The organism is Roseateles sp. (genome assembly GCF_965262435.1).
In the GTDB taxonomy this organism is placed as follows: domain Bacteria; phylum Pseudomonadota; class Gammaproteobacteria; order Burkholderiales; family Burkholderiaceae_C; genus Paucibacter_A.
Window position 1 is genome coordinate 852,213 of the sequence record NZ_OZ253537.1, and the last position, 26,027, is coordinate 878,239.

A 26,027-nucleotide genomic window follows, 5' to 3' on the forward strand; every position below is an offset into this window, starting at 1 on the left:
GCCTGCCCCCCTTTTGATTCACAAGGATTTGATGCGATGGAACTCTGGGTTCTGGGTCTGAGCTTTGCCCTCTTGCTGCTGCTGGGCGTGCCGGTGGCTTTTGCCATCGGCCTGTCCTCGGTGGCCACCATGTTGGCGGCCGATCTGCCGCTGGCCCTGGTCTTTCAGAAGATGGTCGGCGGCATGCAGGTCTTCTCCTTCCTGGCCATTCCCTTCTTCGTGTTCGCCGGCGAGCTGATGCTCTACGGCGGCATTGCCGACCGCATCGTGCGCTTCGCCAACAGCCTGATCGGCCATGTGCGCGGCGGTTTGGGCATGAGCAATGTGCTGGGCTGCACCTTGTTCGGCGGCGTGGCGGGATCGCCGCTGGCCGATGTCTCGGCCATGGGCTCGGTGATGATTCCGCTGATGAAGAAGGAGGGCTACCACGCCGACTACGCGGTCAACGTCACCACGCATGCGGCCTTGGTCGGCGCCCTGATGCCAACCTCGCACAACCTCATCATCTTCGTGCTGGCCGCCTCTGGCATTGCCTCGGTCAGTGTCTTCGGCCTGATCCTGGCGGCGCTGATTCCGGCCTTGCTGCTGACCCTGGCCAATCTGGCCGCGGCCTACGGTGTGGCCGTGCGGCGCGGCTACCCCACGCACGGCGCCTTCCCGGGCTGGGCGGCGGTGGGCCGCGCTTTTGTCGGCGCCCTGCCGGGCCTGCTGGTGGTGGTGATCATCTTGGCCGGCATCCTCAGCGGCGTCTTCACCGCCACCGAGTCGGCCGCCACGGCGGTGTTTTGGGCCCTGGGGGTGACGGTCTTCGTCTACCGCTCGCTGAGCTGGCAGAACTTCCTCAAGGCCTGCGCCAAGGCCTGCAAGACCACGGGCGTGGTGCTGCTGCTGATCGGCATCTCCTCGGCTTTCGGCTACTTCATGGCCTTGTACGAGGTGCCGCAGCGCACCGGTGAGCTGATGCAAAGCGTGAGCCAGAGCCCCTGGGTGATCTTTCTGATGGTCAACCTGCTGCTCTTCGTGCTCGGCACCTTCCTGGACATGGCGGCCACCATCCTGATCTGCACGCCAATCTTTCTGCCCATTTGCCAGCAGTACGGCATGGACCCGCTGCAGTTCGGCATCCTGATGCTGATCAACTGCGCCCTGGGCCTGAACACGCCCCCGGTCGGCAGCACCCAGTTCGTCGGCTGCGCCATCGGCGGCATCTCGGTCGGCCAGGTCATGCGCTCGATCTGGCCCTTCTACGGTGCCTTGCTGGCCACGCTGGCGCTGGTGACCTTTGTGCCGGCGATCTCGCTCTGGCTGCCGACGCTCATGAAGTGAGCGGCTCCCTCACTTGCCAATACAAAACTTGCTGAAAATTTCTCCGAGCAAGTCGTCGGCCGAGAAGGCCCCGGTGATCTCGCCCAGGGCGTCGTGGGCGAGGCGCAGTTCTTCGGCCAGCAGGTCCAGCGCCGGCGGCTGCTGGTGGGCCACGGCTTGGGCCATATCGAGATGCTCTCGAGTTCGGCGCAGGGCCTGCACATGGCGCTCGCGGGCGATGTAGAGGCCTTCGGGCGTGGCTTGCCAGCCCACTTGCTGCAGCAGGCGCTGGCGCAGGGCTTGCAGGCCGGCGCCGGACTTGGCGGACAGGCTCAGCGCGCCCTCGGGCACCGGCGCGGCATTGGGCGCATCGCTCTTGTTGAAGACTTGCAGGATGCGCTCGGCTGACACGTTAGCCAGTCGGGCTGAAATCAGACGGTCTTCGGCCTCGTAGTCGGCCTGGCCAACGCGGGTCAGGTCGTGCAGGAAGAGCAGCACATCGGCATCGGCAATCGCCTCCCAGCTGCGCGCCACGCCGATGCGTTCGACCTCGTCTTCGGTGTCGCGCAGGCCGGCGGTGTCGCTGATGTGCAGGGGCACACCTTCGATCTGTATGGTCTGGCTGACCTTGTCGCGCGTGGTGCCCGGGATGGGCGTGACGATGGCCAGCTCGGCGCCGGCCAGGGCGTTCAGCAGCGAGCTCTTGCCCACATTGGGCTGGCCGGCCAGCACGACCTTGATGCCCTCGCGTAGCAAGGCGCCCTGGCGTGTGCGGTCCAGCACGGCGTCCAGGCGCTGCTGCAGCCGGCTCAGGCGGCCGAGTGCATCGGCTTGCTGCAGGAAATCAATCTCTTCTTCCGGGAAGTCCAGGGTCGCCTCGACCAGCATGCGCAGCTTGATCAGGGCGTCGCGCAGCTCGCCCACCTCGCCCGAGAGCGCGCCGCCCAGCGCCCGGCTGGCGCTGCGGGCCGCGGCCTCGGTGCTGGCGTCGATCAGGTCGCTGACGGCCTCGGCCTGGGCCAGGTCCAGCTTGCCATTGAGAAACGCGCGCTGGGTGAACTCACCCGGCTCGGCCAGGCGCAGGGCCAGGCCCTGCTCACGCCCCGCCTCCAGGCAGCGCGCCAGCAGCAGCTGCAACACCACCGGGCCGCCATGGGCCTGCAGCTCCAGCACATGCTCGCCGGTGTAGGAATGCGGCGCCGGAAACAGCAGGGCCAGGCCCTGGTCGATGGCCGCGCCGGCTGCGTCGCGAAAAGGCAGATACGTCGCCTCGCGCGCCTTCAGGGCTTTGCCGCAGACGGCGGCCACCAAGGGGGTCAGGTCTTGCGGGGAGGACACCCGGACGATGCCGACGGCCCCTCGACCCGGGGCGGTGGCGATAGCGGCGATGGGGTCGTGGTGGCGGGAGAGCATGCCGAATTATCGGTGGCCTGTACCAAGCGAAGACGCCGGCGTTGCTTTGGGCAACGTCGGCGTCAAGTCTTCAGTATGTGGCGCGGGGGAGGCCGGGGCCCAGCGCTCGCGTGAGCCTGGATCTCGGGCCTGGGTCCATCGTCCGGAGTCGGCGATGAAACTCTGCCCCGCATGATCGGATTGGAGGCTTATCTCGCTCAAGAAAAAAGCCCCCAGCTATGGGGTAGCTGGGGGCTTCGTGAACTATTGCAAGTGCCGGGCACTTGCGAGGGGCTGGAGCAGACCTAGTTCTGCACGCCCAGTTTCTTGTTGATGTACCACTGCTGGGCGATCGACAGGATGTTGTTCACCAGCCAGTACAGCACCAGGCCCGAGGGGAAGATGAAGAACATGAAGCTGAAGGCCAGCGGCATGATCCACATCATCTTGGCCTGCATCGGGTCCGGCGGCGTCGGGTTCAGCCAGACCTGGAACAGGCTGGAGGCCGTCATCAGCAGGGGCAGGATGAAGTAGGGGTCCTTGACCGACAGGTCGGTGATCCAGCCCAGCCAGGGCGCGCCACGCATTTCCACGGTGGACAGCAGCACCCAGTACAGGCCCATGAAGAAAGGCATCTGCAAGAAGATGGGCAGGCAACCGCCGATGGGGTTGACCTTCTCCTCGCGGTAGATCTTCATCATCTCCTGCTGCATCTGCTGCGGCTTGTCCTTCAGGCGCTCGCGCATTTCCTGAATCTTGGGGCCGACGGCCTTCATCTTCGCCATGCTCTTGTAGGCGCTGGCGTTCAGCCAGTAGAAGGCGATCTTCAGCAGCACGACCAGGGCGATGATGGCCCAGCCCCAGTTGCCCAGGATGGAGTGCAGCTTTTCCAGCAGCCAGAACAGAGGCTTGGCCAGGATGGCGAAGATGCCGTAGTCCTTCACCAGCTCCAGGCCCGGGGCCAGAGCGGCGAGCTTGTTTTCTTCCTGCGGGCCAACGAAGAGCTGGTCCACCTTGGTGGCGGTGGCGCCCGGAGCCAGCTGGGGCAGGGTGAAGACCATGCCGACGGCGAACTGCTCGGGCGCGGCACCCTTGATCTTGTTGACGAAGAACTCGCGCGGCGCGGCATCGGTGTGCAGCCAGGCGCTGGCGAAGTAATGCTGGACCATGGCCACCCAACCGTCGTTGGCGGTCTTGTCGTGCTCGGCCTTGCCCTTGGCCAGGTCGCTGAACTCGAACTTCTGGAACTTGTTCTTGTCGGTGTAGATGGCCGGGCCGGTGAAGGTGCCGGTGAAGGCCGTACCGCCGGGGCCTGCCACGCCGTCACGCACCAGCTGCACATAGACCTGCGGGGTCAGGGCGGCTGCGCCCTTGTTGATGACCTCGTGCTTGACGCCGATGACATAGTCGCCGCGCTTGAAGCTGTAGGTCTTCACATAAACCACGCCGCCGACTTCGGCCGACTCCAGGCGCACCAGCAGCTCATTGGCGCCATCGGCCAGCTTGCGCTCGGGCGTGGTCACCGTCATCAGCGTGTTGTGCGTGGGCAGCTGTTCGCCGCGCGTGCCGACCAGGCCTGTCTGGGCCTTGTAGCTTTGCGCGGCCGCGTCCATCAGCACGATGGGCTTGGGCTCGACCTTGGGCTTTTCCTTCAGGCCCACGGCTTGCAGCAGCGGGTCGAACAGGCCGGGCTCGGGCGAAGCCAGGTACTTGGGCAGCTCGACATGGGTGACATCACCGCCCTGGGTGTCCAGGGTGATGGTCATGACATCGGTGCTGATGTTCAGCTTCTCGCTGCGGGCGGCGACGGGCGCACCCGGCACGGCCGTGGCGCCAGCGGCCAGGCCCGCGGCAGCGGGCACACCCGGCTGCGCGGCCGAACCGGCGGCGGCCACCGGCTTGGCGGCCGGCGGGCTGAACATCGACGGATGTCCGTTGTGCTTTTGCCAGCCGTCCCAGAGCAGGACGAGGGACATGGTGAACACCACCCACAGGACGGTGCGGCGAATATCAGTCATGAGGAGGCTTCTGATTGGGTGGAATTGCGGGAGGGAGAAGAGGCATTCGGCGCGCACAGCCCGAGTCGGCTGAACAGCGCAGGCGGATTGTCAGGCACAGCGTCATGGCCGCCGGCACACAAAGGGTGGCAGCGCAACAGACGGTGCACGGTCAGATAGCTGCCGGCGGCGGCGCCATGGCGCTGCAAGGCCTCGATCGAGTAGACCGAACAAGTCGGCTCGAAACGGCAGGCGCTGCCCAGCCAGGGGCTCAGCAGCAGGCGGTAGCCACGCACCAGGCCGACCAAAGCGCGCTGCGCAATCGAAGGGGCGGCGGGGTCGTGGGCCATGGCGGCTGGCAGGAATGCGGCAGCCGCTCAGGGCTGAGCCGGCGTGTTGCGTGGCAACAGGCGGTTCAGCAACTGGGCGAGTTCGGCGTGCGCAGCAGCACGCAGCGCATCGGAGGCGGCGCTGGGGAACTGCTTGCGATCAAAAGGCGTGCGCAAACGCACCACCCACAGACCCGGCGGCAAAAGCGGCTGGTCGGCAAAGGCGGCGCGGATTTGGCGCTTCAGCAGGGAGCGCGTGACGGAGCGGCGGGCATGGCGTTTGGGCACGATGACCCCCAACCACTGGCCGTCCGGCAGTGCTTCATCCACAGGGCTGTGGGCTTCTTGTGCATCGCCTGTTGATAACTTACCTGCAGCGGTGGATAAGACCTTGGCAGGCAGGCTCGGCGAGGCCGACAGATGGTGCACGGCGAAGTGACTGCTGCGCACGCGGCTGGGGCGACCCAGCACGCGTTCAAAGTCGGCCGATCGCACGATGCGGCCGATCATGATTCAGGAAGAAAGAACCTGAATTAGACAGCCAGACGCTTGCGGCCCTTGGCGCGGCGCGCGGCGATGACGGCACGGCCACCGCGGGTCTTCATGCGGACCAGGAAGCCATGGGTGCGGGCGCGACGGGTCTTGGATGCTTGGTAAGTACGTTTCATGATGGAGGCCTCTTGAGAAGGTCTAAGGTCGTCGGATGACGCTTTAGCTGTGGTTGGCGATCAATCGCCGGGTGCAAAACGAGTTGCGGATTGCACCTCAAGCGTCGGCTGGTTCAGGGCTGGTGCTCTGCAGGGCGATGGATCGCCCGGCGGTTTACAGCTCTTTCACCAACAGCCACTGATGTGTGCCGCGCCGGGGCGCCGCTCATGCGTTGGCAACATCGAAACCCTGAGCCGTCAGCGGACCTGTGTACAAGTCGCGCCGCCGGTGGCAGAAATTCGATGCTGCGTTCATTGCCAAGTTCGGCCAAAGCCGAAGTCAGCCATTGTCGCAAGGATGATTGCCTGGCGCCGGGTATGGGCTCACGGTTTTCGGATCCGCTGCTTTGGCTGGCATTTATGCAATGCAGCTCGCCAAGGCAGCAGGCCCAAGGAATGTGCCCACCTGTGCACCAAACACCCGACCCAAGGTCCGCAGCGTCCGGAAAACCCGCGATTACACCAAAGAATGCGGCCGCGGTCAATGCCCGGGCATTTGCTAGCGGGGTTTACCGGGGATTGACCGCGCCGAAAAATCTGTGGATAACCTTGGATCCGGCGGCCTTGAACCCGTACAATCTGGCCGCTCTAGAACAAGTTTTCCACAATGAGCGCAGACATGTTTGGCGCTGAGGGCATGAGCCCGCAGCCGGTGCCGGAGCAGGGCTTTGACCAGGGGTTCGACCTCTGGCAACGCGGCTGCGAGAGGCTGGCCGCCGAGTTGCCCGAGCAGCAATTCAACACCTGGATCCGCCCCTTGCCGCCCGCCGTGGTGGCCGATGGCGCGGGTGCCGAAGGCCTGGTCGTTTCCCTGCGGGTGCCCAACCGCTTCAAGCTGGACTGGATCCGCAACCAGTACGCCGGCCGCATCGAATCCATCCTCAGCGAACTCGCCGGCAAGCCAGCCCGCCTGGAGCTGGCCCTGGCCGCCCGCGAACCGATGGCGCCCATGGGCCGCCCGGCCACCTTGAGCTCGCCGTCCAGCCCGGCCATCTCGGTCGGCCAGGTGCTGCACAACGGCCTGCGCCCGGTTTCTCACCCAGCCGACCCGCGCCCTGACTCCCGCAGCGCCGCGGCCGGCGCGTCGCCCGCCCAGGCTCAGCAGGTGGCCATGCCGGCTGCCAACCTGCCGCCGAGCGCCAGCCGCCACCGCATCAACAGCGCGCTGACCTTTGACAACCTCGTGCCCGGCCGCGCCAACCAGATGGCGCGCACCGCCGCCCTGCACGTGGCCGGTGCGCCCGGTGCCATGTACAACCCGCTGTTCATCTACGGCGGCGTCGGCCTGGGCAAGACCCACTTGATCCACGCCGTGGGCAATGCCTTGCTCAAGGACAAGCCCGATGCGCGCGTGCTGTATTTGCACGCCGAGCAGTTCATCTCCGACGTGGTGAAGAATTACCAGCGCAAGACTTTTGACGAGCTCAAGGCCAAGTACCACTCGCTCGACCTGCTGCTCATCGACGATGTGCAGTTCTTCGCCGGCAAGGAGCGCACGCAGGAGGAGTTCTTCAACGCCTTCGAGGCCCTGCTGGCCAAGCGCGCCCACATCATCATGACCAGCGACACCTACCCCAAGGGTCTGGCCGATATCGATGAGCGCCTGACCAGCCGCTTCGACGCCGGCCTGACGGTGGCTATCGAGCCGCCCGAGCTGGAGATGCGCGTCGCCATCCTGATCAAGAAGGCGGAGGCTGAAGCCACGCCCATGCCCGAGGACGTGGCCTTCTTCATCGCCAAGAACGTGCGCGCCAATGTGCGCGAGCTGGAAGGTGCCCTGCGCAAGGTCTTGGCCTACAGCCGCTTCAGCCACAAGGAAATCAACATCCAGCTGGCGCGCGAGGCGCTGAAAGACCTGCTCTCGATCCAGAACCGGCAGATCTCGGTGGAGAACATCCAGAAGACCGTGGCCGATTTCTACAAGATCAAGATCGCCGACATGTACAGCAAGAAGCGCCCTGCCAGCATCGCCCGGCCGCGCCAGATTGCCATGTACCTGGCCAAGGAGCTCACGCAAAAGAGCCTTCCCGAGATCGGCGAGCTGTTCGGCGGCCGCGACCACACCACGGTGCTGCACGCCGTGCGCAAGATCGGCGGCGAGCGTCAGAAGAACACCGAGCTGAACCAGCAGCTCCACGTGCTCGAGCAGACCTTGAAGGGTTGAAAAACCGCCGGGAGCAGCCAGCTCTTCAGGGCCCAGCCCCTCCCGGTGCGCTCACTGTGCAAAGACAGGGTTCCCACCCCCGGGAAACACCCCATTCCTGGGTCAAAATGCGGGTTGTTTCCGCGCGCGCGGTCTGAATGAAGCGTGCCCGTGGACTTGGGTTTGATCTCAGCGCCGCTGAACAGACCGACGTACGAACAAATAAGCAAGCAAACAAGCGACAGAGCGAGGTTGACATGATTGTGTTGAAAGCCACCCAGGACAAGGTGCTGAGCGCCCTGCAGGCGGTCGCCGGCATTGTGGAGCGGCGCCACACCCTGCCCATCCTCGCCAATGTGCTGATCCGCAAGACCGGCGGCCAGCTGGAGCTGACCACCTCCGACCTGGAAATCCAGGTCCGCACCTCGGCCGAACTCGGCGGCGACGCCGGCGACTTCAGCACCACGGTCGGCGCCCGCAAGCTGATCGACATCCTGCGCTCCATGCCAGCGGACCAGACTGTCTCGCTGACGGCCAACGGCTCCAAGCTGACCCTGCAAGGCGGCAAAAGCCGCTTCACCCTGCAGACCCTGCCGTCCGACGACTTCCCCCTGGTCCAGGAAGCGGCTGACTTCGGCCCCGCCTTTGCCGTGCCGCAGAAGACCCTCAAGCACCTGATCAACCAGGTGCACTTCTCCATGGCCGTGCATGACATCCGTTACTACCTGAACGGCATCCTGTTCGTCGCCGAAGGCAAGAACCTGACCCTGGTCGCAACCGACGGCCACCGCCTCGCCCTGGCCCAGGCCGAGCTGGAAACGGAAATCCCCAAGCAAGAAGTCATCCTGCCGCGCAAGACCGTGCTGGAGCTGATGCGCTTGCTGAAAGACGGCGCCAAGGCCGACAAGGGTGGCGAGGGCGAAGAGGCTCCCATCGAAATGCGCTTCGCCGGCAACCAGGCCAAGTTCAGCTTCTCGGGCATGGAGTTCGTGACCAAGCTGGTCGAGGGCAAGTTCCCCGACTACAACCGCGTCATCCCCAAGAACCACAAGTTCAACGTCACCCTGGGTCGCCTGCAATTGCTGTCCAGCCTGCAGCGCGCCGCCATCCTGACCAGCGAGAAGTTCAAGGCTGTGCGCCTGTCCTTCGAGCCGGGCCTGCTGAGCATCGCCTCCAGCAACGCCGAGCAAGAGGAAGCCAAGGAAGAAATCGAAATCGATTACGGCGGCGACCTGATCGAAACCGGCTTCAACGTGACCTACCTGATGGACGCGCTGCAGAACATGAGCCAAGACATGGTCAGCATCGACCTGAACGACAGCTCCGCCAGCGCCCTGATCACCATCCCCGAGCAGAGCGGCTTCAAGTACGTCGTGATGCCCATGCGGATCTAGGCCACAGCAAGAAAACCAACAGCGGGCGTGGGCTTCAGAAGCCCAGCCCGCTTCAGTGCTTTTAAGGGGCGGTATTTTTGCCCCGTGAGTGAGAGAGAGAGTTCCCGATGAGTGATGTGCCGAGCAACGAAACAAACCCCGAAGGCCTGACCGACAAGCAGCAGGCTGCCGCCGATGCGGACGTGAGCTCTGGCGCGGTCTACGGCGCCGATTCCATCCAGATCCTCGAAGGCCTGGAGGCCGTGCGCAAGCGCCCCGGCATGTACATCGGTGACACCTCCGACGGCACCGGCCTGCACCACCTGGTCTTCGAAGTGGTGGACAACTCCATCGACGAATCCCTGGCCGGCCATTGCGACGACATCGTCGTCACCATCCACACCGACAACTCCATCAGCGTCAGCGACAACGGCCGGGGCATCCCCACCGACGTCAAGATGGACGACAAGCACGAGCCCAAGCGCAGTGCCGCTGAAATTGCACTGACCGAGCTGCACGCCGGCGGCAAGTTCAACCAGAACAGCTACAAGGTCTCGGGCGGCCTGCACGGCGTGGGCGTGTCCTGCGTCAACGGCCTGTCCAAGAGCCTGCGCCTGACCGTGCGCCGCGACGGCAAGATCCACCAGCTGGAGTTCAAGCAAGGCGTGCCGCAAGACCGCGTGCTGGAAATGCGCGAGGGCTTCGAAGTCAGCCCCATGAAGATCGTCGGCGACACCGACAAGCGCGGCACCGAAGTCCACTTCGTGCCCGACACCGAAATCTTCCAGACCAACAACGAGTTCCACTACGACATCCTGGCCAAGCGCCTGCGCGAACTCAGCTTCCTGAACAACGGCGTCAAGATCCGCCTGGTCGACGAGCGCAACAACAAGGAAGACAACTTCGCCTATGCCGGCGGCGTCAAGGGTTTTGTTGAGTTCATCAACAAGGGCAAGAACACCCTGCACCCGACCATCTTCCACGCCCAGGGCGACAAGATCAGCGAGAACGGCACCAATGTCGGCGTTGAAGTCTCCATGCAGTGGAACGAGAGCTACAACGAGAACGTGCTCTGCTTCACCAACAACATCCCGCAGCGCGACGGCGGCACCCACCTGACCGGCCTGCGCGCCGCCATGACCCGGGTGCTCAACAAGTACATCGCCGACAACGACCTGGCCAAGAAAGCCAAGGTCGAAGTGGCCGGCGACGACATGCGCGAAGGCCTGGCCTGCGTGGTGAGCGTCAAGGTGCCCGAGCCCAAGTTCAGCTCGCAGACCAAAGACAAGCTGGTGTCCAGCGAAGTGCGCGCCCCGGTGGAAGACATCGTCAGCCGCCTGCTGACCGACTTCCTGCTCGAGAACCCGATCGACGCCAAGATGATCTGCGGCAAGATCCTCGACGCCGCCCGCGCCCGCGAAGCCGCCCGCAAGGCCCGCGAAATGACCCGCCGCAAGGGCGTGCTGGACGGCCTGGGCCTGCCCGGCAAGCTGGCCGACTGCCAGGAAAAAGACCCCGCCCTGTGCGAGATCTACATCGTCGAGGGTGACTCCGCCGGTGGCTCCGCCAAGCAAGGGCGCGATCGCAAGTTCCAGGCCATCCTGCCGCTGCGCGGCAAGATCCTGAACGTCGAGAAAGCGCGTTATGAAAAGCTGCTCACCAGCAATGAAATCCTGACGCTGATCACCGCCCTGGGCACCGGCATCGGCCGCGGCGCCGGCAGTGACGACTTCAACCCCGACAAGCTCCGCTACCACCGCATCATCATCATGACCGACGCGGACGTGGACGGCGCCCACATCCGCACCCTGCTGCTGACCTTCTTCTACCGCCAGATGCCCGAGCTCTGCGAGCGTGGCCACATCTACATCGCCCAGCCGCCGCTCTACAAGGTCAAGGTCGGCAAGCATGAGCAGTACCTGAAGGATGGCCACGAGCTTGACGGCTTCCTGCTCAAGATCGCCATGCAAGACGCCCACCTGCACACCGGCATCGGTGACCAGGTGCTCAGCGGCGAGGCCCTGGAAACCCTGGCCCGCCAGTACGTGGCTGCCGAAAGCGTGATCACCCGCCTGTCCAACTGGATGGACTTTGAAGCGCTGCGCGTGCTGTCCGGTGGCCTGGCCATCAACCTCGACAGCAAGGAAGCCTCAGAAGCCGCCGCCGCCGCCATGCAGGCCGCTCTGCACCAGGCCGAAGTCAGCAGCGAGTACGACGAACGCAGCGACAAGCACCTGCTGCGCATCAGCCGCAAGCAACACGGCAACACCCGCTCCAGCATCATCAATGCCGACTTCGTGCACAGCGCCGACTACGAAGTGCTCAGCACCGCCGGTACCTCCTTCAAGGCCTTGATGGCCGAAGGCGCCACCGTGCGCAAGGGCGAGGGCGAGAAGGCCAAGGAAAGCAAGGTCAGCGACTTCCGCGCCGCCATGGCCTGGCTGATGCAGCAAGCCGAAAACTCCGTCGGCCGCCAGCGTTACAAGGGTCTGGGCGAAATGAACCCCGAGCAGCTCTGGGAAACGACGATGGACCCCAACGTCCGCCGCCTGCTGCGCGTGCAGATCGACGACGCCATCGAAGCCGACCGCGTGTTCACCATGCTGATGGGCGACGACGTGGAGCCGCGCCGCGACTTCATTGAGACGAATGCGTTGAGGGCGGGGAATATTGACGTTTGAGCTGCCTGTCCAAGCGAGATGGGTTGCGGTGCGGCCATGCACCGCAAGCTGACTGGTCACCTCATTTCGTCAGGGCAGTTCAAAAACCACGCTCATAGGCCCACTGCTCTCGTGTGACTGGTACCGTACTCGACCGTGGTAGACAAACGGCGCCGCTTTGCCACCTGCCAATTTGCCATCTCTGACGAACAAGTGAATGGCAATGCTTTTGGCTTCGTGATGAATGATTTCCTGCCCGCGCTTGCTTTCAGGCGTTGTTGAGTTCTGACTTTGCCAATGGAATCGCTCATCACTGATCCAGTGGTCCAGGTACTTGTGTTCCTCAGCCTTGCCCTGCTTGTTCAAGGTCACCAGCAGGACATGTGCCTTGAGGTCATTCAACACGACATGTCCAACGTTCCATATGCCAGGATTGAACGCAACTCCAAATAGGGGTGGAATCTGCTCGCGCTGGAACGATTGACCTACTGCAAGGTCGAGTGGATCTAACACGTTGCGCAATCTCGCCAGCGTGCGCATGTCATCGGTTGCGACCATGTCTCCATACTCGGGATTGTTGGCCCTGAGCACGTATTGACCGTTGCCATCCTTCAGGACAACACGCAGCAGATACTGACTATCCCCGCTATCGTCCTGGCGTTCGATGGCGACGATATGTCCAGTTATGGATCCAGCTCGTTGAGGGCTGATGAGTTCTAGAAGCAGGAAATCGCCATCGTGAACGGGCTGCTTGCCGCCGTCCATAGAGTTGCCGTTAGCCCTTGCAATGAAGTGGCGGGCTGGGTCCAACGCACCGTAGGCTGCTGGAAGTACGCGATGCTCTTCAACGTCAGTGCGCCCCGTCTTGAAGTGCCCGCAGGCAATCCTGAGATTGGGAAAGTAAGGCAACTCCACCACATTGCCTTTACGGCCATGGAAAGGCAGCACGTTGTCCGGCCTAACTTCTGCTGCACGGCGAACTTCATATGCTGCAAGGCGGAAGTTCACAAGCTCCTGCAACATGCTGGATACAGCAGAAACCAACAAGGTCGGCACTGGCTTCCTGAGAGCGAACTGATCATTGATCAGATGGAAGTGTGTCGGCACATCTGAAGGCCGATTGCCTCCAACCCAGGCGTTGACTGGGTTGTCACGCCAGTAGCGGGCCCACCCAGCAGAAGCCGCAGACAAGGCGCGCGTTTCGGCGCTCAGATCAAGCAACAGAGGACGGCGCCGGTCCATAACGTCCCGCGACCGCGCCGATAGCATCTGGAGTGAGACCGGCTCCTCTAGTCCGTTGAGCTCTAGCAGCGCCTCTAGCAAAACCATTTTGAAGCACTTTGTCATCTGCGTAATCTCAACGTCACGCAGCAAGGCGCTGAATTGCTGCGCAGCAGCTTCTTCCTCTGGGCCCAGGTCTTCCATGGACCGCACTAGCTCAAACCAGTGACCTTCCTGATTGCGCATTGCTTGGATACTGATGCCAGACCGGTAGAACTCACTGAGTGTTGGTCGGCGGCCTAACGCGCTGCGTAGTGCTTCGTAGTCTTTTCTCGGGCCGGTGCTGTCGAGGGCCTTCAGGAAGTCAATGATGATCAGGTCGTAATTGACATAGCAGCCCTCTGGCAAAGTCAATGTTCCTTGTTCAACACTACGAGCGAACCTCGCCAGCGCTTGGTAGCTGCTACCCACCTCGAACAGCGCCTGTGGTTTTCGCAAGAAGCTGTGGTGATTGCCGATGAAGTCGAGCACTACTAGATGTGTCTTCGCATCATGACGGCGCAACCCACGCCCAAGCTGTTGCAGAAACATAATCTTGGATTCAGTGGGCCGAAGCATCATGACAGTGTCAATGCTCGGTAGGTCTACGCCTTCATTGAAGAGGTCCACTGAAAATAGCACCTGTACCGTTCCTGCATCTAGCATTTCAAGCGCTTGGGTTCGGCCTACTGCAGAGCCGGAATACACCGCAGCAGCGGCCACTCCCGCCAAACTGAACTGTTCAGCCATGAAATCGGCGTGCCGCGTGGAAACGCAGAACGCCAAGGTGCGACGCTGCGCCCGAGCGCGCCACTCCCGTAGCACATGGCGAGCGCGCGCCAACGTCGCAAGCCTGTGAGACAACTGCTCTGGGTCGAACCGGCCATTTCGCCAAGGTACCTCAGAGTAGTTCACGGATTCGTCAGCGATGCCAAAGTAGTGAAACGGCGCGAGCAGCCGTGCCTCGATGCCTTCGAAGAGGTGGCAGGAGTAGACAAGGTTGTCATCACACAGCGACAAGATATCCGACTGGTCGGTTCGATCTGGCGTGGCGGTAAGACCCAGCATGAACCCAGGCGCGAAGTGACTCAGCAAGCGCCGATATGTGTCGGCAGCTGCGTGGTGAAACTCGTCAATTACCACATAGTCGAAGTGCTGCGGTGAAAAGCGCTGCAGATGCTCGGCTTTGGCTAAGGTCTGCACAGACGCGCAAAGTACGTCTACTTCAGCATCCCGGTTGCGGCCCGTGTAGTAACCCACTCGCTTGGACGGCAAAATCCGAATGAAGGTCGCTGCAGCCTGCCCTAGGATTTCTTCCCGGTGCGCCACGAAAAGAATGCGCCTGGCCCCGACGCGCACCGCGTCAAAGGCCGCGAGCCATGTCTTGCCTAGGCCCGTGGCCAGAACGACCAGCCCTCGCCTGAAACCTTCATTTCGGCTCAAGTCCAATTCAGCAAGTGCTGCATTCTGGATGGCAGTGGGTTCAGGCGGGTCTTCCTGTTCGTGGCTTCCGGGTGCGACAGCACGAGAAGGCGGTAGGCGCCTTCTCTCATAGGCCTCGATCCACGCGTCCGTAAGTGCCACGCAGTTTGGCAGCGCGAACAAATTTTCGAACCCCTGGCTAGCCTCCAGGAATCCTTGGTCGCTAGGGAAGACGACTCGGTAGTTCCACTCCAGACCATTTTGAAGTGCCTGCCTGCTGATATTGCTCGATCCAATAAATGCAGTGCCGGCAACAAGTCGGCCGGCTTCGTGCCGGCCGAAGATGTAAGCCTTCAGATGAAAGCTCCCAACTTCAGTCGTAAAGACCCGGACGTCGGCCCCACGCTCGACCAACAACAAGAGCAAGCGCAGCGCTTCTGGGTCGGTGATGTCCAGGTAGTCACTCGTCAAAACACGCAGTCGATAACCCTCACCTGCGTCTGCGACTGCCTGCAACTCAGGCAACAGCAGGCGCAGGCCGGTTGCTTTAATGAAAGCTACCGCTAAGTCCACATGGGTGGATCGAGAGAAGGCTTCAGACAAATGCGGCAAGAAGTGGTCTGTTCCCCCTGTCACCAAACGCTGAGCTGTCACTGGCTCACGTCTTGCAATGACGTTTATCCAACTGTCGTCTCGATCAGGCCGCTGATCCTTGGTCAGCCAAACATCAATGCCCAGCACACCTGGCAAGGTGGCAAACCACTGGCGAATTAACTCTTCATTGGCGTCAGTGAATCGCCGGCCGTTGTGGATTCGCTCACCCGAACCGCTTTTGAAGCTAAGGTACACGCGGCCACCAGCGCGCAGCGATTGCCAAAGGCGCGCGAGAGTTCCGGGCAATGCTGTCGGCGGTACATGCAGCAGGCTTGCGCAGCACCAAATGGCATCGTACTGAGCGACCTCACACAGGTCCTCGAACCGGCGAAGTTGCACATCAAAGCCACAGTGATCGCTTGCCAAACGTACCAACTCAGCTGATGCGTCAAAAGCCGTGACGCGATAGCCTAAGTCGGCAAAGGCCCGGGCATCTCGTCCCGATCCGCAACCTGCATCAAGAATATGGGCCTGGGGCGCCAATCCCTGTAGGAAGCGGTGGTGCAGCGGCTTCATATCTACACCGACAGTCTCAGCAAAAAAATTAGCGGCGTACCGCTCGTAGTAGCTGGCAGTGATGTCCATCCGCGATCAGTCCGATTCCGTAGGAAGCCTGTGGAGGCTAAAAGCTGCTTTGATGCTGGCGGCAGTATTGCAGCCCGCCGTACCGTGCGGCTTGGTTCCAGCAGAACCGCCCTTCGGCATAGCTGAGCTTTGCTTGGCAGTTTGCGCAAACCAGCTTGCGGTAGAGCGGATGCCCTGTTGCATCCGTGATCTCAATTGCAGCCGCCCGTGTGACCGGAGGGGCGGATACAGACGGACTTGCATTGCCTGCAGCCTTTGGCTGATTGAATGTTGGCGCGGTCACTTTGGGTTTCATGAACTCGGGCAGTTCCAGCGGGTTCTCTGGCAGATGTTCGCGCGCCAACTTTTCCGCCCAGGCTTTGAGGCTACCCTCGCTGTGTAGTTTCAACAGGTTGCCAAATACCTGGACGGCGTTTAGGCCTTCTACGTACTCATCATGCCAGCGGGCAATCATGTCCGCCTTGATCACGTTCCGCGTATCAAAGCGCTTGGCATCCGGCCGATGTATGACGGCTTTTGGATGCACGAGGACGATATGGTGAAAGCTGAAGGCGCCACCCGCGCGAGCGTTGATGCCCAAACGATCTAGCACCTTACTCAAGATTCGCTCGTGCCGGCGGCTTTGCTCCAAGGGAGATGGCACGCCAAAAACGCGTTCGCCGGGATACTCGACGGAAAACTCTCCCTGTTCGTTGATGTGCATCTGGCCGTTGAAGCACTTCGTCTCAAACAGGTAAAAGCGTTGAGTGCGGCTGATCACCAGATGATCGATCTGGGCGGTTTCTCCATCGGCCAGCAAGCGCAAATCATGCAAAACGGCGTGGGTGTCGCTGTCCCTTTTCCAAGAGTCGATGTAGAAGGCGGCGTCTCTTTCACCCTGCCAGCCACGCTGTTGCCGCTGCAGCTCGGATTTGAGCCAGTTCTCCTGGAAGGTATCGAGCAAGGCTGACTGTCGAAGCTCGGTCAACAGCTTGAGTCGGGGACTCTTGTCGTCAATGGATTTGATCAGCATGACATGGAATGACGTTTTACCTGTACGGCATTCTGCCTGCTGCGTCCTGTAGTGCCATGCTGGCTCATCTGGTGAGCCAGCTGTCGCCGAAACTTCGCCACACCCCAGCCAAACCAGAGCCATGAAGGGATATCCAATGAGCCACCAGAACGACCCCAGCGAAACCTCCACCCCCCGCGGCAAGTACGACGACCTCGCCATCGAACTGGCCGATCGCCTGGAGGCCCAGTTCAGCCTGCTCTATGTGCTGGGCGGAAACAAGGGCAATGGCATGTCCGTCCAGCACCTGTACGCCGAGGAAGAAAAGCCCGAGAAGATGCGGCTCATTGCCAAGACCTTCGACTTCCTGGCAGATTGGGCGCGCAAGGAAGCGGGTGATCGGGCCTCGCATTGAACATGAGCGGTGGAGCAAGCGCCTTGAAATCAATGAATACGAATACGCCAACCCTGAAGTTGCGCTGCCCGGCCTGCGGGCAGATCGAGGGCGTGGAGCTCCTGTTCGGCATGCCGTCTAAGGAGGCGATGGCCGCGGCAGAGCGCGGCGAGATCGCGCTCGGTGGCTGCTGCATGCCTTGGGAGCCGTTGAACTATCGCTGTCTGAATTGCGAGTTTGAATGGGGCAAGCCGGAGGAGCCCGGTGAGCCGGGTCGGTGATGCCTGCCAGTGAGCCCCGCGACGAGCCCCAAGCGCCATCTCAGGATAATCACGAGATCCGTCCATCCACCGTCCCACCCCAGCCGCCCAAGCCACCCATGAGCGAATCCCCACTCCCCGAACGCCTGCACGCGCTGCTGGATGAGCGCGTGTTCAATTTTGCGCAGGCGGCGCAGCGGCACTTCAAGACCAATGACTTGGTGGTCTTGCTGGATTTCCGAGCCGAGACGCCGGAACTGGAGGCCGTGCCGCGCCAGGCGCTGGCCGAGGCCGAGGAGCTGTCGCTGGAGGTCAAGCTGAAGCTCGCGCGGCCGGCGTCAGCCTTGAGCCCGGTGTTCGGTGCGCCCGAGCAGCAGTTCTGGTTCTTGGTGATTTATGAAGATGAGGACTCCGACTGCAGCGCCATCAGCGCCGCAGAACAGGGCGCTGCGTTTGCGGACAAGCTCTCGCCCGGCGCTTGATGCTCGCTCAGGGCGCTTTTCTTTTTTGCCTTCATGGTTGACGGCCCGTCTTCACTGCGGGTTGAATGGCGGACATGGACGACAGCACTCAGGCCTCTCACTTTTCATTCTTCATCACCAGCCGCCGGCCGCAGCTTGCTGAACTGTGCCAGCGCCACCACGCCCGCACGCTCCATCTCTTTGGCTCCGCCACGCGGGCCGATTTCAGGCCTGCTGACAGCGACCTGGATTTTTTGGTGGACTTTGACGGGGCTTTGCCGCCAGCCGCTTATTCCCAGGCCTTTTTCGCACTCAAGCAAGGGCTGGAAGATTTGTTCAATCGCCCGGTCGACTTGCTGACGCCGGATGCTCTGCGCAACCCCTATCTGCGGCGCCGCATCGAGTCGGAACAGCTTGCTTTGTATGGCGCCTGATTCAGCCAAATACCTTGGGGATGCCCCGCTGAGAATGGCAGGCTAGTCCGCACTGCGCGCATCACACGCCAATCCGGAAACCCCGAAGAAGTCCTTGCCCGACAAGGACTTGTTATCACATTGCCAGCGTCATACGGCTCCAAATGAAACCCTCAGCCCTGCGTCGCCTGCTCGCCTAGCGCTTCCTCTTCTTCCTCGCCACCTGATGTACACCCTTCGCTGCACTCGAAAACTGCTCGACCGCGGCCTTGCTCCGAGCTCTGGTCCTGAGCAGGCGCCGACCACGGTGTTGGGCGATTGGTACGCGACTTTGCTGCCCCTCCGGCCCCAGCAGCTGGTGCTGTGTGTCAGTGAGCGCAGTCTGCTGCCTCTGGTGCTGCCGGCGCGCGAAGCTCGCTCGTTGCCGCAGCGGCTGGCCCAGGCTCTGCCCGAGCTGCTGGCCGCCATCGAGGTGCCCAAGGCATCCATCGAAGCAGAGTTGCTCGCCATGCAAGACGCTTCGCGCATCGGCACGACCGCCAGCCGCAGTGTGCTGGGCTCCTTGAACCAACTGAGCTATTTGCTGGAAGGCTATGCAAGGCAGTACCCGGGCCGGACATTGCTGGAACACAGCTTGCATTTGGCCGGGACGCCGATGACGGCATTGGGTCGCGACGCGCCATTTCCGGATATCGCCACACGTGCAGCCTTCAGCGCTGCCGGCTTGTTTGCTCGCATCGCGGCCCGCACATGAAACCCTCCCCCCTGCGCCGCCTGCTCGCCCAACGGGCAGCCTCCGCCGCCACACCCGGGGCTGCCGCCGCGGCGCCGGACCTGCCTCCCGAGCTGGCGCAGGCTCGCGCCTTGATCGCCGCCATCGACGCCGGCGGCATTCCGCTCTACCCGGGCAAGGTGAACCAGATCGCGCGGGCGCTGGGGTTGGAGGTGTCGCGCGAAGCGCCGGTGGAGGCGACGGTGGCGCGGATACGGGCGCTCTTGCAGGCTGAGGGCGGCTGAGGAGACGGCCCTGCCTTAGCCCCAACCGCATCCCCGCCGCCAGCCCGTCACGGCTGCAGGGCGCCGCTGGGTTCGGGCACGGCCCGGCTCCAAATGTCTTGCCAGCTGCGCAGGGCGGCGTGGTCGCCGCGGCGTTCGGCGGCGGCCATGCCTTCGCTGATCAGGGGCTGGACCATCTCGCGGGCGAGGGCGCGGCCGTGCACGGCTTGCAGGGCGCCGCAGTAGGCGCGCACAAAGCGCTGCTGGGTTTCGGCGTCATCTGCGCCTTGCACCTTGTCGAGCGCCAGCAGGCGCTCGGCCAGGGCCGGGGTGACGCGGCCGGCTTGCACCTCCATGTAGATGACGGTGGCGGCGAGCTCGGTCATCAGATTGCGGTCGTTGTTGCGCGGGTTGTGCGGGCTTTGCCAGCGCGCGTCGAGGAAATGATCGAGGTAGAAGCGGTAGAGCGGCAGGTGGCCGCTGCGCGTGCCGCCGGCGCTGAGGCGCATGGCCATGGCCTGCGGGTCGGCGCGCTCGCGCAGCATCAGCGCGTGGTCCAGCTTGTAGTGGCCCTGGGCCTGGCCGGGCCTGCCGCCCGCGTCCAGGCGCTGGCGGTGGCGGGCGATGGCGTCCGGGTCGGCGCTCAGCGGGTCCATGCCCTGCCAGGACAGCTGCGACCACCACCAGGGCCGGGGCGCGGCGGCTTCCAGCTCGGGCCAGGCGGGCCAGCTTGCTTCGATGCGCTGGTCTTCGGCACGAGCGGCCTGGGCGCGCCAGACGGGCAGCTGGCCGATCAAGGGCGGCAGCAGCAGGGCGGCCAGCAGCAGCACATACAGGCGGCGCGGCCTTTCGCTGTGTTGGTAGGCGGCCCGGCTCATGGCCCACAGCCCCAGCAGCCAGCCGCCCGCCAATACAAAAGGCAGGGCCAGCTGCGCGGGCGCGGCCACCAGCAGGGGCTCGTCGGCGCGGCGCAGCGGCGCCAGCAGCACGGGCAGGCGCTGGCCGGTTTCGACCCAGAGGTGCAAGACGGGCGTCAGCTCGCGAAAGCGCAGGGTCTGGCCAGGGTGATCGGGGTCGGGCACTTGCACGATCACATCGAGGCGGGTGGCTTGCCGGGTGCTGCCGGGGTGGCTGCCGGCGATGCGCTCGTCGCTCACCGGCATGGCGATCACCGTGCCCTCCAGGCGCAAGCCGCTTTGGAACAGGCGCAGCCGGTCATGGATCAGCCAGCCCAGCAGCAGGGCGCTGATCAGCAGCGCGAGGGTGAAGCCCTGTTGCAGGGCGCGCGAGTCGCCGCCCGGCTGGGGCGCTGGCACGGATGCTGATTCAGGGGCGAGCTTGGCGCGGTGCAGGGGGTGCTTCCGGTTCATGGCGGCGGGCCACACAGAGGTGGCACAAATGAGGGCGCCACGCTGGGCGCCCTCCGGGGGGGGGGCAGACTGGGTGGCGCATGATAGCTAACCATCCAGCGCGACGGATGAGCGCCGCGCCGCCCTCGCCCGCCGTGGTGCCCGATGCCGCCGCACCGGGCACCACGGCCGGGCTGGCTTACCAGCTCAGGCTCAGCGAGTAGGGCACGGCTGTGCTGCCGCTGTAGTAGACGACCCGGACGAAGAAGTTCTGCGTCGTCGCGCTCGCGTTGCGGTAGCTGGTGCTGTCGGTCGCGCCAACATCGAGTTCGCTGCGTGCCACCACGGTGCCGGCGTTGTTGTAGATCTGCAGGTCGTAGTCGGTGCTGCCGTTGGGCATGGGCAGGCTGGCCCTCAGCGTGCGGCCGGCCGGCAGGCTGACGCGGAAGTAGTCGGTGTCGCTGCTGGTGCCCAGGGCGGCGCGCAGGGTGCGCGGTGCCGCCACGGCGTTGGCTTGCGCCCGCGTGTTGTTGGGCTCGGCTTCATCGAATGGCGGTGGCGGGGTGTCGGTCATGGCCAGCACGGCGGCGTTGGCGTCGAGCAGGCCGGTGCCGCATTGGCTGCAGCTGCCCGGGAAGGGGCGGGCGCTGCTCTTGAGCTTGCTGGCGATTTCATCGGGCGTGGCCGTGGGCTTCTTGCTGAACATCAGCGCGGCGACGCCGGCCACGTGGGGCGCGGCCATCGAGGTGCCTTGGTAGAAGGCGTAGCTGTCGGCGCCCGGCGAGCTGGTGCCGGCGTTGAGCGTGGACAAGATGCCGTTGCTGGTGCCGGCGCCGGTGTTGCCGCCGGGCGCGGCCAGGGCCACCACCGCGCCGTAGTTGGAGTACGGGGCGCGGGCGCCGTAGCGGTCGGTCGCGGCCACGGTGATGGCGCCGGGGCAGTTGGCCGGGGTGAAGTTGGCGGCGTTGGCATTGGAGTTGCCGGCCGCCACCACCACCACCGCGCCGCGCGAGCGGGCGCCGTTGATGGCGTTCTGGCTGGTGTTGTCGCAGGCGCCGCTGCCGCCCAGCGACAGGTTCAAGACCTTGGCCGGCGTGGCATTGGCCGGCACGCCCGGCACGCTGCCGCCCGAGGCCCAGATCATGCCGTCGGCAATGTCAGAGTTGTAGCCACCGCAGCGGCCCAGCACGCGCACGGCCTGCACTTTGGCGTTGAAGGCAATGCCGGCGATGCCGGTCGCGTTGTTGGTGCGCGCCGCGATGGTGCCGGCCACATGGGTGCCGTGCCAGGAGCTGTTGCGCGCACCGCCGCCGCCGCATTGGCCAGAGGTGTTCCAGTCGCCGGGGTCGCTGGGGTCGCTGTCGCGGCCATTGCCGTCGTTGGCGGTGGCCACGTCGGCAATCATGTCGTAGCCGGCCACGGTTTGGCCGGCCAGGTCGGCGTGCGGGCGGATGCCGGTGTCGATCACCGCCACCACCACGCCGGTGCCGGTGGCTTGGTCCCAGGCGGCCGGGGCGCGGATGCCGCCGGTGGCTTCAGACAGATCCCATTGCTGGTTGTACTGGCTGTCGTTGGGGGTCAGCAGGGCGTACATCTTGCGGTCGGGCTCGGCGTATTCGACCGTGGCGTCTTCGGCCTTGATGCGGGCGGCCAGGGCTTCCACCTCGGCCACGGGCAGGGCGCGGTCCAGGCTCAGCACATGCGAGCCCAGGCCGCTCTGGCGCACCAGGCTCAGTTGCAGGCCGCGTTGCGCAGCCAGCTGCTTGGCCCGGTCGACACGCTGGTTCAGCGCGTTCGCGTCCAGGGCGCGGGCCCGAATCACCTTGCGGCCGTCTTCCATCGCAGCTTCGCTGGCGTCGAAGTACTTGACGATCAGTCGGTCGGTGTCGCTGCTCTGGACGACTCGGGAGCCGGGCGCATCAGCCTCGGCGACCGATTGGCCGGCCTGGGCGGCGCCGGCCGCTGCCAGCAGGGCCAGGGCGAGGGTCACCGGCTTGGGGCTGAAGCGTTGGGGGCGGCGTGAGGAGGAAGAGGAATGGGAAGTCATGGGGCAACTCTCTCAATCAAGCAAGACCGGCGCGCAAGGGCAGTTCAAGTCGATGGTTGTGCCGAACGCGTCGTGGCGCTCCCGGTTGGGAGCCTGAACCCGCCAGCACGAGCGGGGGCTCGGCGGCGGCACCACTTGCGGCGTGCAAGTTCTCGAGCACCTGCAGCCGGAAGCGGGCGCAGTTTAGGCAGGGCTGCCGCCGAAAAACCGCCGACCTGTCAGAGCTCTCAGCTAGGGCAATCCCATGTCAAAAACTGGCACATAGGCCTTGACATCGGCGTTCTGAGTCATTGCTCTGCGGAGCAGCGCGTGCATCAAAGCGGCTTGAAGAAAGGCCCCAAGCCCTGTTCTGCCTCGCTCATGAGCTGGACTTCAGGACGGCGCAGAAAGCGCCGGTCGAGGGGGCGGGCCTGACGGATGCGGTCCAGGCGGAAGCATCGGGTGGCTTGTTTGTTCACATCCCAGGCCAGCAGGTACCAGGCTGGTGCGTTGATCAGCAGGTAATGGGGCTCGATCTCGCGCTCGCTGCTCTGGCTGGTGCCGTCCTGGTAGCGAATGTGCAGGCATTGCTGGGCGAAAAAGGCTTGCTGCACCTCGGCCAGCGCGGCCGGGCGCGGCGGGCGCCAGTCGGCGCGCACGGCTTCGGAGGCGGCGGCGCCTACACGCACACGCTGGCGCAGCGCTTGTTGGGCGCCGCGTTCAGCGCCGCTGAAGACCAGGCCCATCATCACGGTGATCAGCTCGCGCTGGCTCAGGGCCGTGCGAGGCAGGCTGCTGCGCCGCGCCAGGCGCACGCCACCGCCACGTCCGGGTTCGCTGTCCAGAACACAACCTTCCTGCTGCAGCTGGGCCAGCCCACGCCGTACGCTGCGCACGCTCAGGCCCAGCTCCTGCGCGAGCAGGGCGGCCGTCCAGCGTTCGCCATTGGCCAGGAGGCCCAGCAGGCGTTCGCTGCTACGACTGCTCACCGGGCACTCGCCGCGGGCAAAGGTGACAGTTTTTGGCAGCTTAGCTTTTCAGAATGGAAACCCAGGCGCTCGGTACAGGACCGGTCGCCGCTTGAGGGCAAGCCCGGCTCTGCCGTTGAACCGCTTCGCGGGGCGGCAGCGTTCAGCCCGCTGGGCAGTTTTGAAAGACAAGAGGAACTGATGATGAGTGCAGCCATTGAAGTGGTTATGTTTGCCGGTGTGAACGGCGTGTCCAGGCAGCAGATGCAAGCCGCGGCCGCCGCGGTGACGCCCAGCTTGCAAAAGCTGGCCGGTTTTGTTTCGCGCAGCTTTGGTGTGAGCGCCGACGGGCGCTATGTTGACATCGTCTATTGGCATGATCAGGCGGCGGCGCTGAGTGCTGCCGAGCAGGTCATGAGCCTGCATGATTTCCGCAGCTTCTTCGCCTTGATCGAGCCGGGCTCGGTGCAGATGATGCATTTCGAGCAGGGTTGAGTCGCTGCCCAGAGGCGACGCCTCAGTTTGCGGCCTGTGTGACCGGCAGGCTGGTGCGCGCAATCACCTGCTGCAGCACAAAGCTCGAGTGCACGCCGGTGACGCCCTGGATGCGAGTCAGCTTGCCCAGCAGCAGGCTTTGGAAATGGTCCATGTCGCGGACGATGATCTTGAGCTGGTAGTCGGCCGCCTGGCCGGTGATGAGCAGGCATTCCAGCACCTCGGGCAGCACCCGCACCGAGGCCTCGAAATTGGCAAAGCGCTCGGGCGTGTGCTGGTCCATGGAGATGTGCACCAGGGCCATCAGCGCCAGGCCCAGCTTTTTGGCGTCCAGCAGGGCGCGGTAGCCGGTGATCAGGCCGCTTTCTTCCAGCGCCCGCACCCGCCGCAAGCAGGGCGAGGGCGAGAGGCCCACGCGCTCGGCCAGGTCCTGGTTGGCGATGCGGCCGTCTTCCTGTAGTACATCGAGAATCTGGCGGTCAATGCGGTCCAATTCCATGGTGATGCTCTTGTTGATTTGAATGGCGCAATTTTCTGCCAAACAAAGACAGAAGTCTGCCATCTTCGCAATTTTCTGCCCGAGCCCGCGGCCTACACTGAAAGCACTGCGAGAGATCGCGACACACCACCGCCGAGCCGGACCCCGGCCCGGCGGACATGCAGCCCCGCGGCATCCCCGCGCGGTGCAGGGCCGGCGCCAAGAGCGCCGCAACTTCAGCCCCTGCAGCCCCGAGAACCCCGAGCACCACAAGCGCTTGGGGTTTTTTCTTTGCGGCTGACTCTTTCATTCACTTCCCTAGGGCGTGCGCTTTGCGCAGAAGCCCAGCCCAGCCGTGCCCGGGCCGGCCCCGAAGCTGGGCACAATGGCGAGCGCGCAACCGTTTGCGCGTGGATGGCGAGCCGCTTCGGGCCGTGCATCCTGGCCCTCCCTTTCTCTCTGTTTCTCTCCGTTTCTTTGAGCTGGATTCCTCTTGCAGATCGCTTTCCGCCCCCTCGCCTCCCTCGCCTCCCTCGTTTCTTCAGCTCCTTCCGCCTCCTCCCTCCCACGCTTTCGCCCGCTGGCGCTGCTGGCCGGCTTGGCCCTGGCCGCGCCGCTGCTGCTGAGCAGCGCGCCGGCCCAAGCCTGGGGCGCCGAGGGCCACCGCCTGGTGGCCAGCGTGGCCGAGCAGGGCCTGAGCCCCGCCGCCCGCGCCGAGGTGCAGCGCCTGCTGGCGCTGGAGCCCGGCAGCACCCTGGCCTCCATCTCCACCTGGGCCGACGAGCACCGCTCGCCGCAGACCGGGCCCTGGCATTACGTGAACTTCCCGCGGGGCGGCGACTGCAGTTTTGAGCCAGCGCGAGACTGCGAGGACGGCGCTTGTGTGGTCGGCGCGATCGAGCGCCAGGTCGAGGTGCTGAAGAACGCCCGCGCCACGGACGAGGCGCGCCTCAAGGCGCTCAAGTACGTGGTCCATCTGGTGGCCGATGTGCACCAGCCCCTGCACGCCGGCTTTGCCGACGACCGCGGCGGCAACAGCTACCAGGTGCAGGGCTTCGGCCGCGGCTCGAACCTGCATTCGCTCTGGGACTCGGGCTTGATGCGCAACCGCGCCGGTGGCGCCGAGGCCTTGCAGCAAGAGCTGAGCGCCGGCCAGGGCAGCCAGCGCATGCCCGCCGCCGAGAGCCGCGCGGCGGCGCTGTGGGCGGGCGAGTCCTGCCGCCTGGTGGCCGCGCCGGGCTTTTACCCGGACGGCCACAAGGTCGACCAGAGCTATGCCGATGCCCATGAGCCGGCCCTGCGCCAACGCCTGAGCGAGGCCGCGCGCCGCTTGGCCGGGGTCTTGAACAGCAGCCTGCAGTAAGGCGGC

The 26,027-nt window shown here is 64.2% G+C and carries 23 protein-coding genes; 12 read left to right on the forward strand and 11 right to left on the reverse strand.

The genetic code is table 11. The annotated features are described in order from the left end of the window. The first annotated feature begins 36 nt into the window (after positions 1-36). Positions 37-1,326, forward strand: coding sequence for a TRAP transporter large permease (locus ACQY39_RS03840; RefSeq protein ID WP_428503564.1), 1,290 nt, complete (start codon positions 37-39; stop codon positions 1,324-1,326). A 9-nt stretch (positions 1,327-1,335) separates the two neighbouring features. Here the strand turns inward: ACQY39_RS03840 and mnmE are convergent, their stop codons facing one another. The 5 genes from mnmE to rpmH form a co-directional block, all read right to left on the reverse strand. Next, positions 1,336-2,718, reverse strand: coding sequence for a tRNA uridine-5-carboxymethylaminomethyl(34) synthesis GTPase MnmE (gene mnmE / locus ACQY39_RS03845; protein ID WP_428503565.1), 1,383 nt, complete (start codon positions 2,716-2,718; stop codon positions 1,336-1,338). Positions 2,719-3,002: 284 nt separating this feature from the next. Beyond that, positions 3,003-4,715, reverse strand: a complete 1,713-nt coding sequence (yidC, locus tag ACQY39_RS03850; RefSeq protein WP_428503566.1) for a membrane protein insertase YidC — start codon at positions 4,713-4,715, stop codon at positions 3,003-3,005. Next, positions 4,712-5,044 carry a membrane protein insertion efficiency factor YidD gene (gene yidD / locus ACQY39_RS03855; protein WP_428503567.1) on the reverse strand — a complete coding sequence of 111 codons (333 nt, stop codon included), beginning with the start codon at positions 5,042-5,044 and terminating at the stop codon, positions 4,712-4,714. Before yidD ends, yidC begins: the two co-directional genes overlap by 4 nt. Before the next feature lie 27 nt (positions 5,045-5,071). Next, positions 5,072-5,533, reverse strand: a complete 462-nt coding sequence (locus tag ACQY39_RS03860; protein ID WP_263562241.1) for a ribonuclease P protein component — start codon at positions 5,531-5,533, stop codon at positions 5,072-5,074. Positions 5,534-5,556: 23 nt separating this feature from the next. Further along, entirely contained in the window at positions 5,557-5,691 is a 135-nt protein-coding gene (gene rpmH, locus ACQY39_RS03865) for a 50S ribosomal protein L34 (RefSeq protein WP_054021782.1), read from the reverse strand. 676 nt (positions 5,692-6,367) lie between these two features. Between rpmH and dnaA the strand changes: the two genes are divergently transcribed. The 3 genes from dnaA (at position 6,368) to gyrB (ending at position 11,927) form a co-directional block, all read left to right on the forward strand. After that, positions 6,368-7,894: a chromosomal replication initiator protein DnaA gene (gene dnaA / locus ACQY39_RS03870; RefSeq protein WP_428510714.1), complete on the forward strand. Its 1,527-nt coding sequence runs from the start codon at positions 6,368-6,370 to the stop codon at positions 7,892-7,894. A 236-nt stretch (positions 7,895-8,130) separates the two neighbouring features. After that, a complete protein-coding gene (gene dnaN / locus ACQY39_RS03875) occupies positions 8,131-9,267 on the forward strand; it encodes a DNA polymerase III subunit beta (protein WP_428503568.1) in 1,137 nt (378 codons plus the stop codon). 107 nt (positions 9,268-9,374) lie between these two features. Then, positions 9,375-11,927, forward strand: a complete 2,553-nt coding sequence (gyrB, locus tag ACQY39_RS03880; RefSeq protein ID WP_428503569.1) for a DNA topoisomerase (ATP-hydrolyzing) subunit B — start codon at positions 9,375-9,377, stop codon at positions 11,925-11,927. A gap of 69 nt (positions 11,928-11,996) precedes the next feature. Here gyrB and ACQY39_RS03885 read toward each other — a convergent pair whose 3' ends face one another. Both ACQY39_RS03885 and ACQY39_RS03890 read right to left on the reverse strand, forming a co-directional pair. Continuing rightward, positions 11,997-15,827, reverse strand: a complete 3,831-nt coding sequence (locus ACQY39_RS03885) for a DUF3427 domain-containing protein (RefSeq protein ID WP_428503570.1) — start codon at positions 15,825-15,827, stop codon at positions 11,997-11,999. 37 nt (positions 15,828-15,864) lie between these two features. Further along, on the reverse strand, positions 15,865-16,839 hold the full coding sequence (locus tag ACQY39_RS03890; protein ID WP_428503571.1) for a nuclease-related domain-containing protein: 975 nt from the start codon (positions 16,837-16,839) through the stop codon (positions 15,865-15,867). Positions 16,840-16,975: 136 nt separating this feature from the next. Between ACQY39_RS03890 and ACQY39_RS03895 the strand changes: the two genes are divergently transcribed. The 6 genes from ACQY39_RS03895 to ACQY39_RS03920 all read left to right on the forward strand — a co-directional run bounded on the left by ACQY39_RS03895 (position 16,976) and on the right by ACQY39_RS03920 (position 19,363). Then, positions 16,976-17,233 carry a hypothetical protein gene (locus ACQY39_RS03895; protein WP_428503572.1) on the forward strand — a complete coding sequence of 86 codons (258 nt, stop codon included), beginning with the start codon at positions 16,976-16,978 and terminating at the stop codon, positions 17,231-17,233. 23 nt (positions 17,234-17,256) lie between these two features. Continuing rightward, the gene (locus tag ACQY39_RS03900) at positions 17,257-17,493 is read left to right on the forward strand and encodes a hypothetical protein (RefSeq protein ID WP_428503574.1); all 237 of its coding nucleotides are present in this window, start codon (positions 17,257-17,259) and stop codon (positions 17,491-17,493) included. A 98-nt stretch (positions 17,494-17,591) separates the two neighbouring features. Further along, positions 17,592-17,954: a hypothetical protein gene (locus tag ACQY39_RS03905; protein ID WP_428503576.1), complete on the forward strand. Its 363-nt coding sequence runs from the start codon at positions 17,592-17,594 to the stop codon at positions 17,952-17,954. Between the two features lie 74 nt (positions 17,955-18,028). Beyond that, positions 18,029-18,367, forward strand: coding sequence for a nucleotidyltransferase family protein (locus ACQY39_RS03910; protein WP_428503578.1), 339 nt, complete (start codon positions 18,029-18,031; stop codon positions 18,365-18,367). Between the two features lie 205 nt (positions 18,368-18,572). Further along, complete coding sequence (locus ACQY39_RS03915; RefSeq protein ID WP_428503580.1) at positions 18,573-19,100, forward strand: DUF6933 domain-containing protein; 528 nt, start codon at positions 18,573-18,575, stop codon at positions 19,098-19,100. Further along, positions 19,097-19,363, forward strand: a complete 267-nt coding sequence (locus tag ACQY39_RS03920) for a hypothetical protein (RefSeq protein ID WP_428503582.1) — start codon at positions 19,097-19,099, stop codon at positions 19,361-19,363. Before ACQY39_RS03915 ends, ACQY39_RS03920 begins: the two co-directional genes overlap by 4 nt. 47 nt (positions 19,364-19,410) lie before the next feature. Here the strand turns inward: ACQY39_RS03920 and ACQY39_RS03925 are convergent, their stop codons facing one another. From ACQY39_RS03925 to ACQY39_RS03935, 3 genes are all read right to left on the reverse strand, one after another. Beyond that, positions 19,411-20,712, reverse strand: coding sequence for a hypothetical protein (locus tag ACQY39_RS03925; RefSeq protein ID WP_428503583.1), 1,302 nt, complete (start codon positions 20,710-20,712; stop codon positions 19,411-19,413). A gap of 178 nt (positions 20,713-20,890) precedes the next feature. Beyond that, complete coding sequence (locus ACQY39_RS03930; RefSeq protein WP_428503585.1) at positions 20,891-22,738, reverse strand: S8 family peptidase; 1,848 nt, start codon at positions 22,736-22,738, stop codon at positions 20,891-20,893. A gap of 314 nt (positions 22,739-23,052) precedes the next feature. Further along, positions 23,053-23,706, reverse strand: a complete 654-nt coding sequence (locus tag ACQY39_RS03935) for a helix-turn-helix transcriptional regulator (RefSeq protein ID WP_428503587.1) — start codon at positions 23,704-23,706, stop codon at positions 23,053-23,055. Between the two features lie 183 nt (positions 23,707-23,889). Here ACQY39_RS03935 and ACQY39_RS03940 point away from each other — a divergent pair, with 183 nt between their 5' ends. Next, positions 23,890-24,180, forward strand: a complete 291-nt coding sequence (locus tag ACQY39_RS03940) for a hypothetical protein (protein WP_428503589.1) — start codon at positions 23,890-23,892, stop codon at positions 24,178-24,180. A 22-nt stretch (positions 24,181-24,202) separates the two neighbouring features. Here ACQY39_RS03940 and ACQY39_RS03945 read toward each other — a convergent pair whose 3' ends face one another. Then, complete coding sequence (locus tag ACQY39_RS03945; protein WP_428503591.1) at positions 24,203-24,679, reverse strand: Lrp/AsnC family transcriptional regulator; 477 nt, start codon at positions 24,677-24,679, stop codon at positions 24,203-24,205. A 472-nt stretch (positions 24,680-25,151) separates the two neighbouring features. Between ACQY39_RS03945 and ACQY39_RS03950 the strand changes: the two genes are divergently transcribed. Further along, positions 25,152-26,021, forward strand: a complete 870-nt coding sequence (locus ACQY39_RS03950) for a S1/P1 nuclease (protein WP_428503593.1) — start codon at positions 25,152-25,154, stop codon at positions 26,019-26,021. Positions 26,022-26,027 lie beyond the last annotated feature (6 nt).

Excerpts from the sequence above, each read along its gene's own strand:
- ACQY39_RS03840 (WP_428503564.1), top strand. The coding sequence starts at position 37 with ATGGAACTCTGGGTTCTGGGTCTGAGCTTTGCCCTCTTGCTGCTGCTG.
- mnmE (WP_428503565.1), bottom strand. The coding sequence starts at position 2,718 with ATGCTCTCCCGCCACCACGACCCCATCGCCGCTATCGCCACCGCCCCG.
- yidC (WP_428503566.1), bottom strand. The coding sequence starts at position 4,715 with ATGACTGATATTCGCCGCACCGTCCTGTGGGTGGTGTTCACCATGTCC.
- yidD (WP_428503567.1), bottom strand. The coding sequence starts at position 5,044 with ATGGCCCACGACCCCGCCGCCCCTTCGATTGCGCAGCGCGCTTTGGTC.
- ACQY39_RS03860 (WP_263562241.1), bottom strand. The coding sequence starts at position 5,533 with ATGATCGGCCGCATCGTGCGATCGGCCGACTTTGAACGCGTGCTGGGT.
- rpmH (WP_054021782.1), bottom strand. The coding sequence starts at position 5,691 with ATGAAACGTACTTACCAAGCATCCAAGACCCGTCGCGCCCGCACCCAT.
- dnaA (WP_428510714.1), top strand. The coding sequence starts at position 6,368 with ATGAGCCCGCAGCCGGTGCCGGAGCAGGGCTTTGACCAGGGGTTCGAC.
- dnaN (WP_428503568.1), top strand. The coding sequence starts at position 8,131 with ATGATTGTGTTGAAAGCCACCCAGGACAAGGTGCTGAGCGCCCTGCAG.
- gyrB (WP_428503569.1), top strand. The coding sequence starts at position 9,375 with ATGAGTGATGTGCCGAGCAACGAAACAAACCCCGAAGGCCTGACCGAC.
- ACQY39_RS03885 (WP_428503570.1), bottom strand. The coding sequence starts at position 15,827 with ATGGACATCACTGCCAGCTACTACGAGCGGTACGCCGCTAATTTTTTT.
- ACQY39_RS03890 (WP_428503571.1), bottom strand. The coding sequence starts at position 16,839 with ATGCTGATCAAATCCATTGACGACAAGAGTCCCCGACTCAAGCTGTTG.
- ACQY39_RS03895 (WP_428503572.1), top strand. The coding sequence starts at position 16,976 with ATGAGCCACCAGAACGACCCCAGCGAAACCTCCACCCCCCGCGGCAAG.
- ACQY39_RS03905 (WP_428503576.1), top strand. The coding sequence starts at position 17,592 with ATGAGCGAATCCCCACTCCCCGAACGCCTGCACGCGCTGCTGGATGAG.
- ACQY39_RS03910 (WP_428503578.1), top strand. The coding sequence starts at position 18,029 with ATGGACGACAGCACTCAGGCCTCTCACTTTTCATTCTTCATCACCAGC.
- ACQY39_RS03915 (WP_428503580.1), top strand. The coding sequence starts at position 18,573 with ATGTACACCCTTCGCTGCACTCGAAAACTGCTCGACCGCGGCCTTGCT.
- ACQY39_RS03920 (WP_428503582.1), top strand. The coding sequence starts at position 19,097 with ATGAAACCCTCCCCCCTGCGCCGCCTGCTCGCCCAACGGGCAGCCTCC.
- ACQY39_RS03925 (WP_428503583.1), bottom strand. The coding sequence starts at position 20,712 with ATGAACCGGAAGCACCCCCTGCACCGCGCCAAGCTCGCCCCTGAATCA.
- ACQY39_RS03930 (WP_428503585.1), bottom strand. The coding sequence starts at position 22,738 with ATGACTTCCCATTCCTCTTCCTCCTCACGCCGCCCCCAACGCTTCAGC.
- ACQY39_RS03940 (WP_428503589.1), top strand. The coding sequence starts at position 23,890 with ATGAGTGCAGCCATTGAAGTGGTTATGTTTGCCGGTGTGAACGGCGTG.
- ACQY39_RS03945 (WP_428503591.1), bottom strand. The coding sequence starts at position 24,679 with ATGGAATTGGACCGCATTGACCGCCAGATTCTCGATGTACTACAGGAA.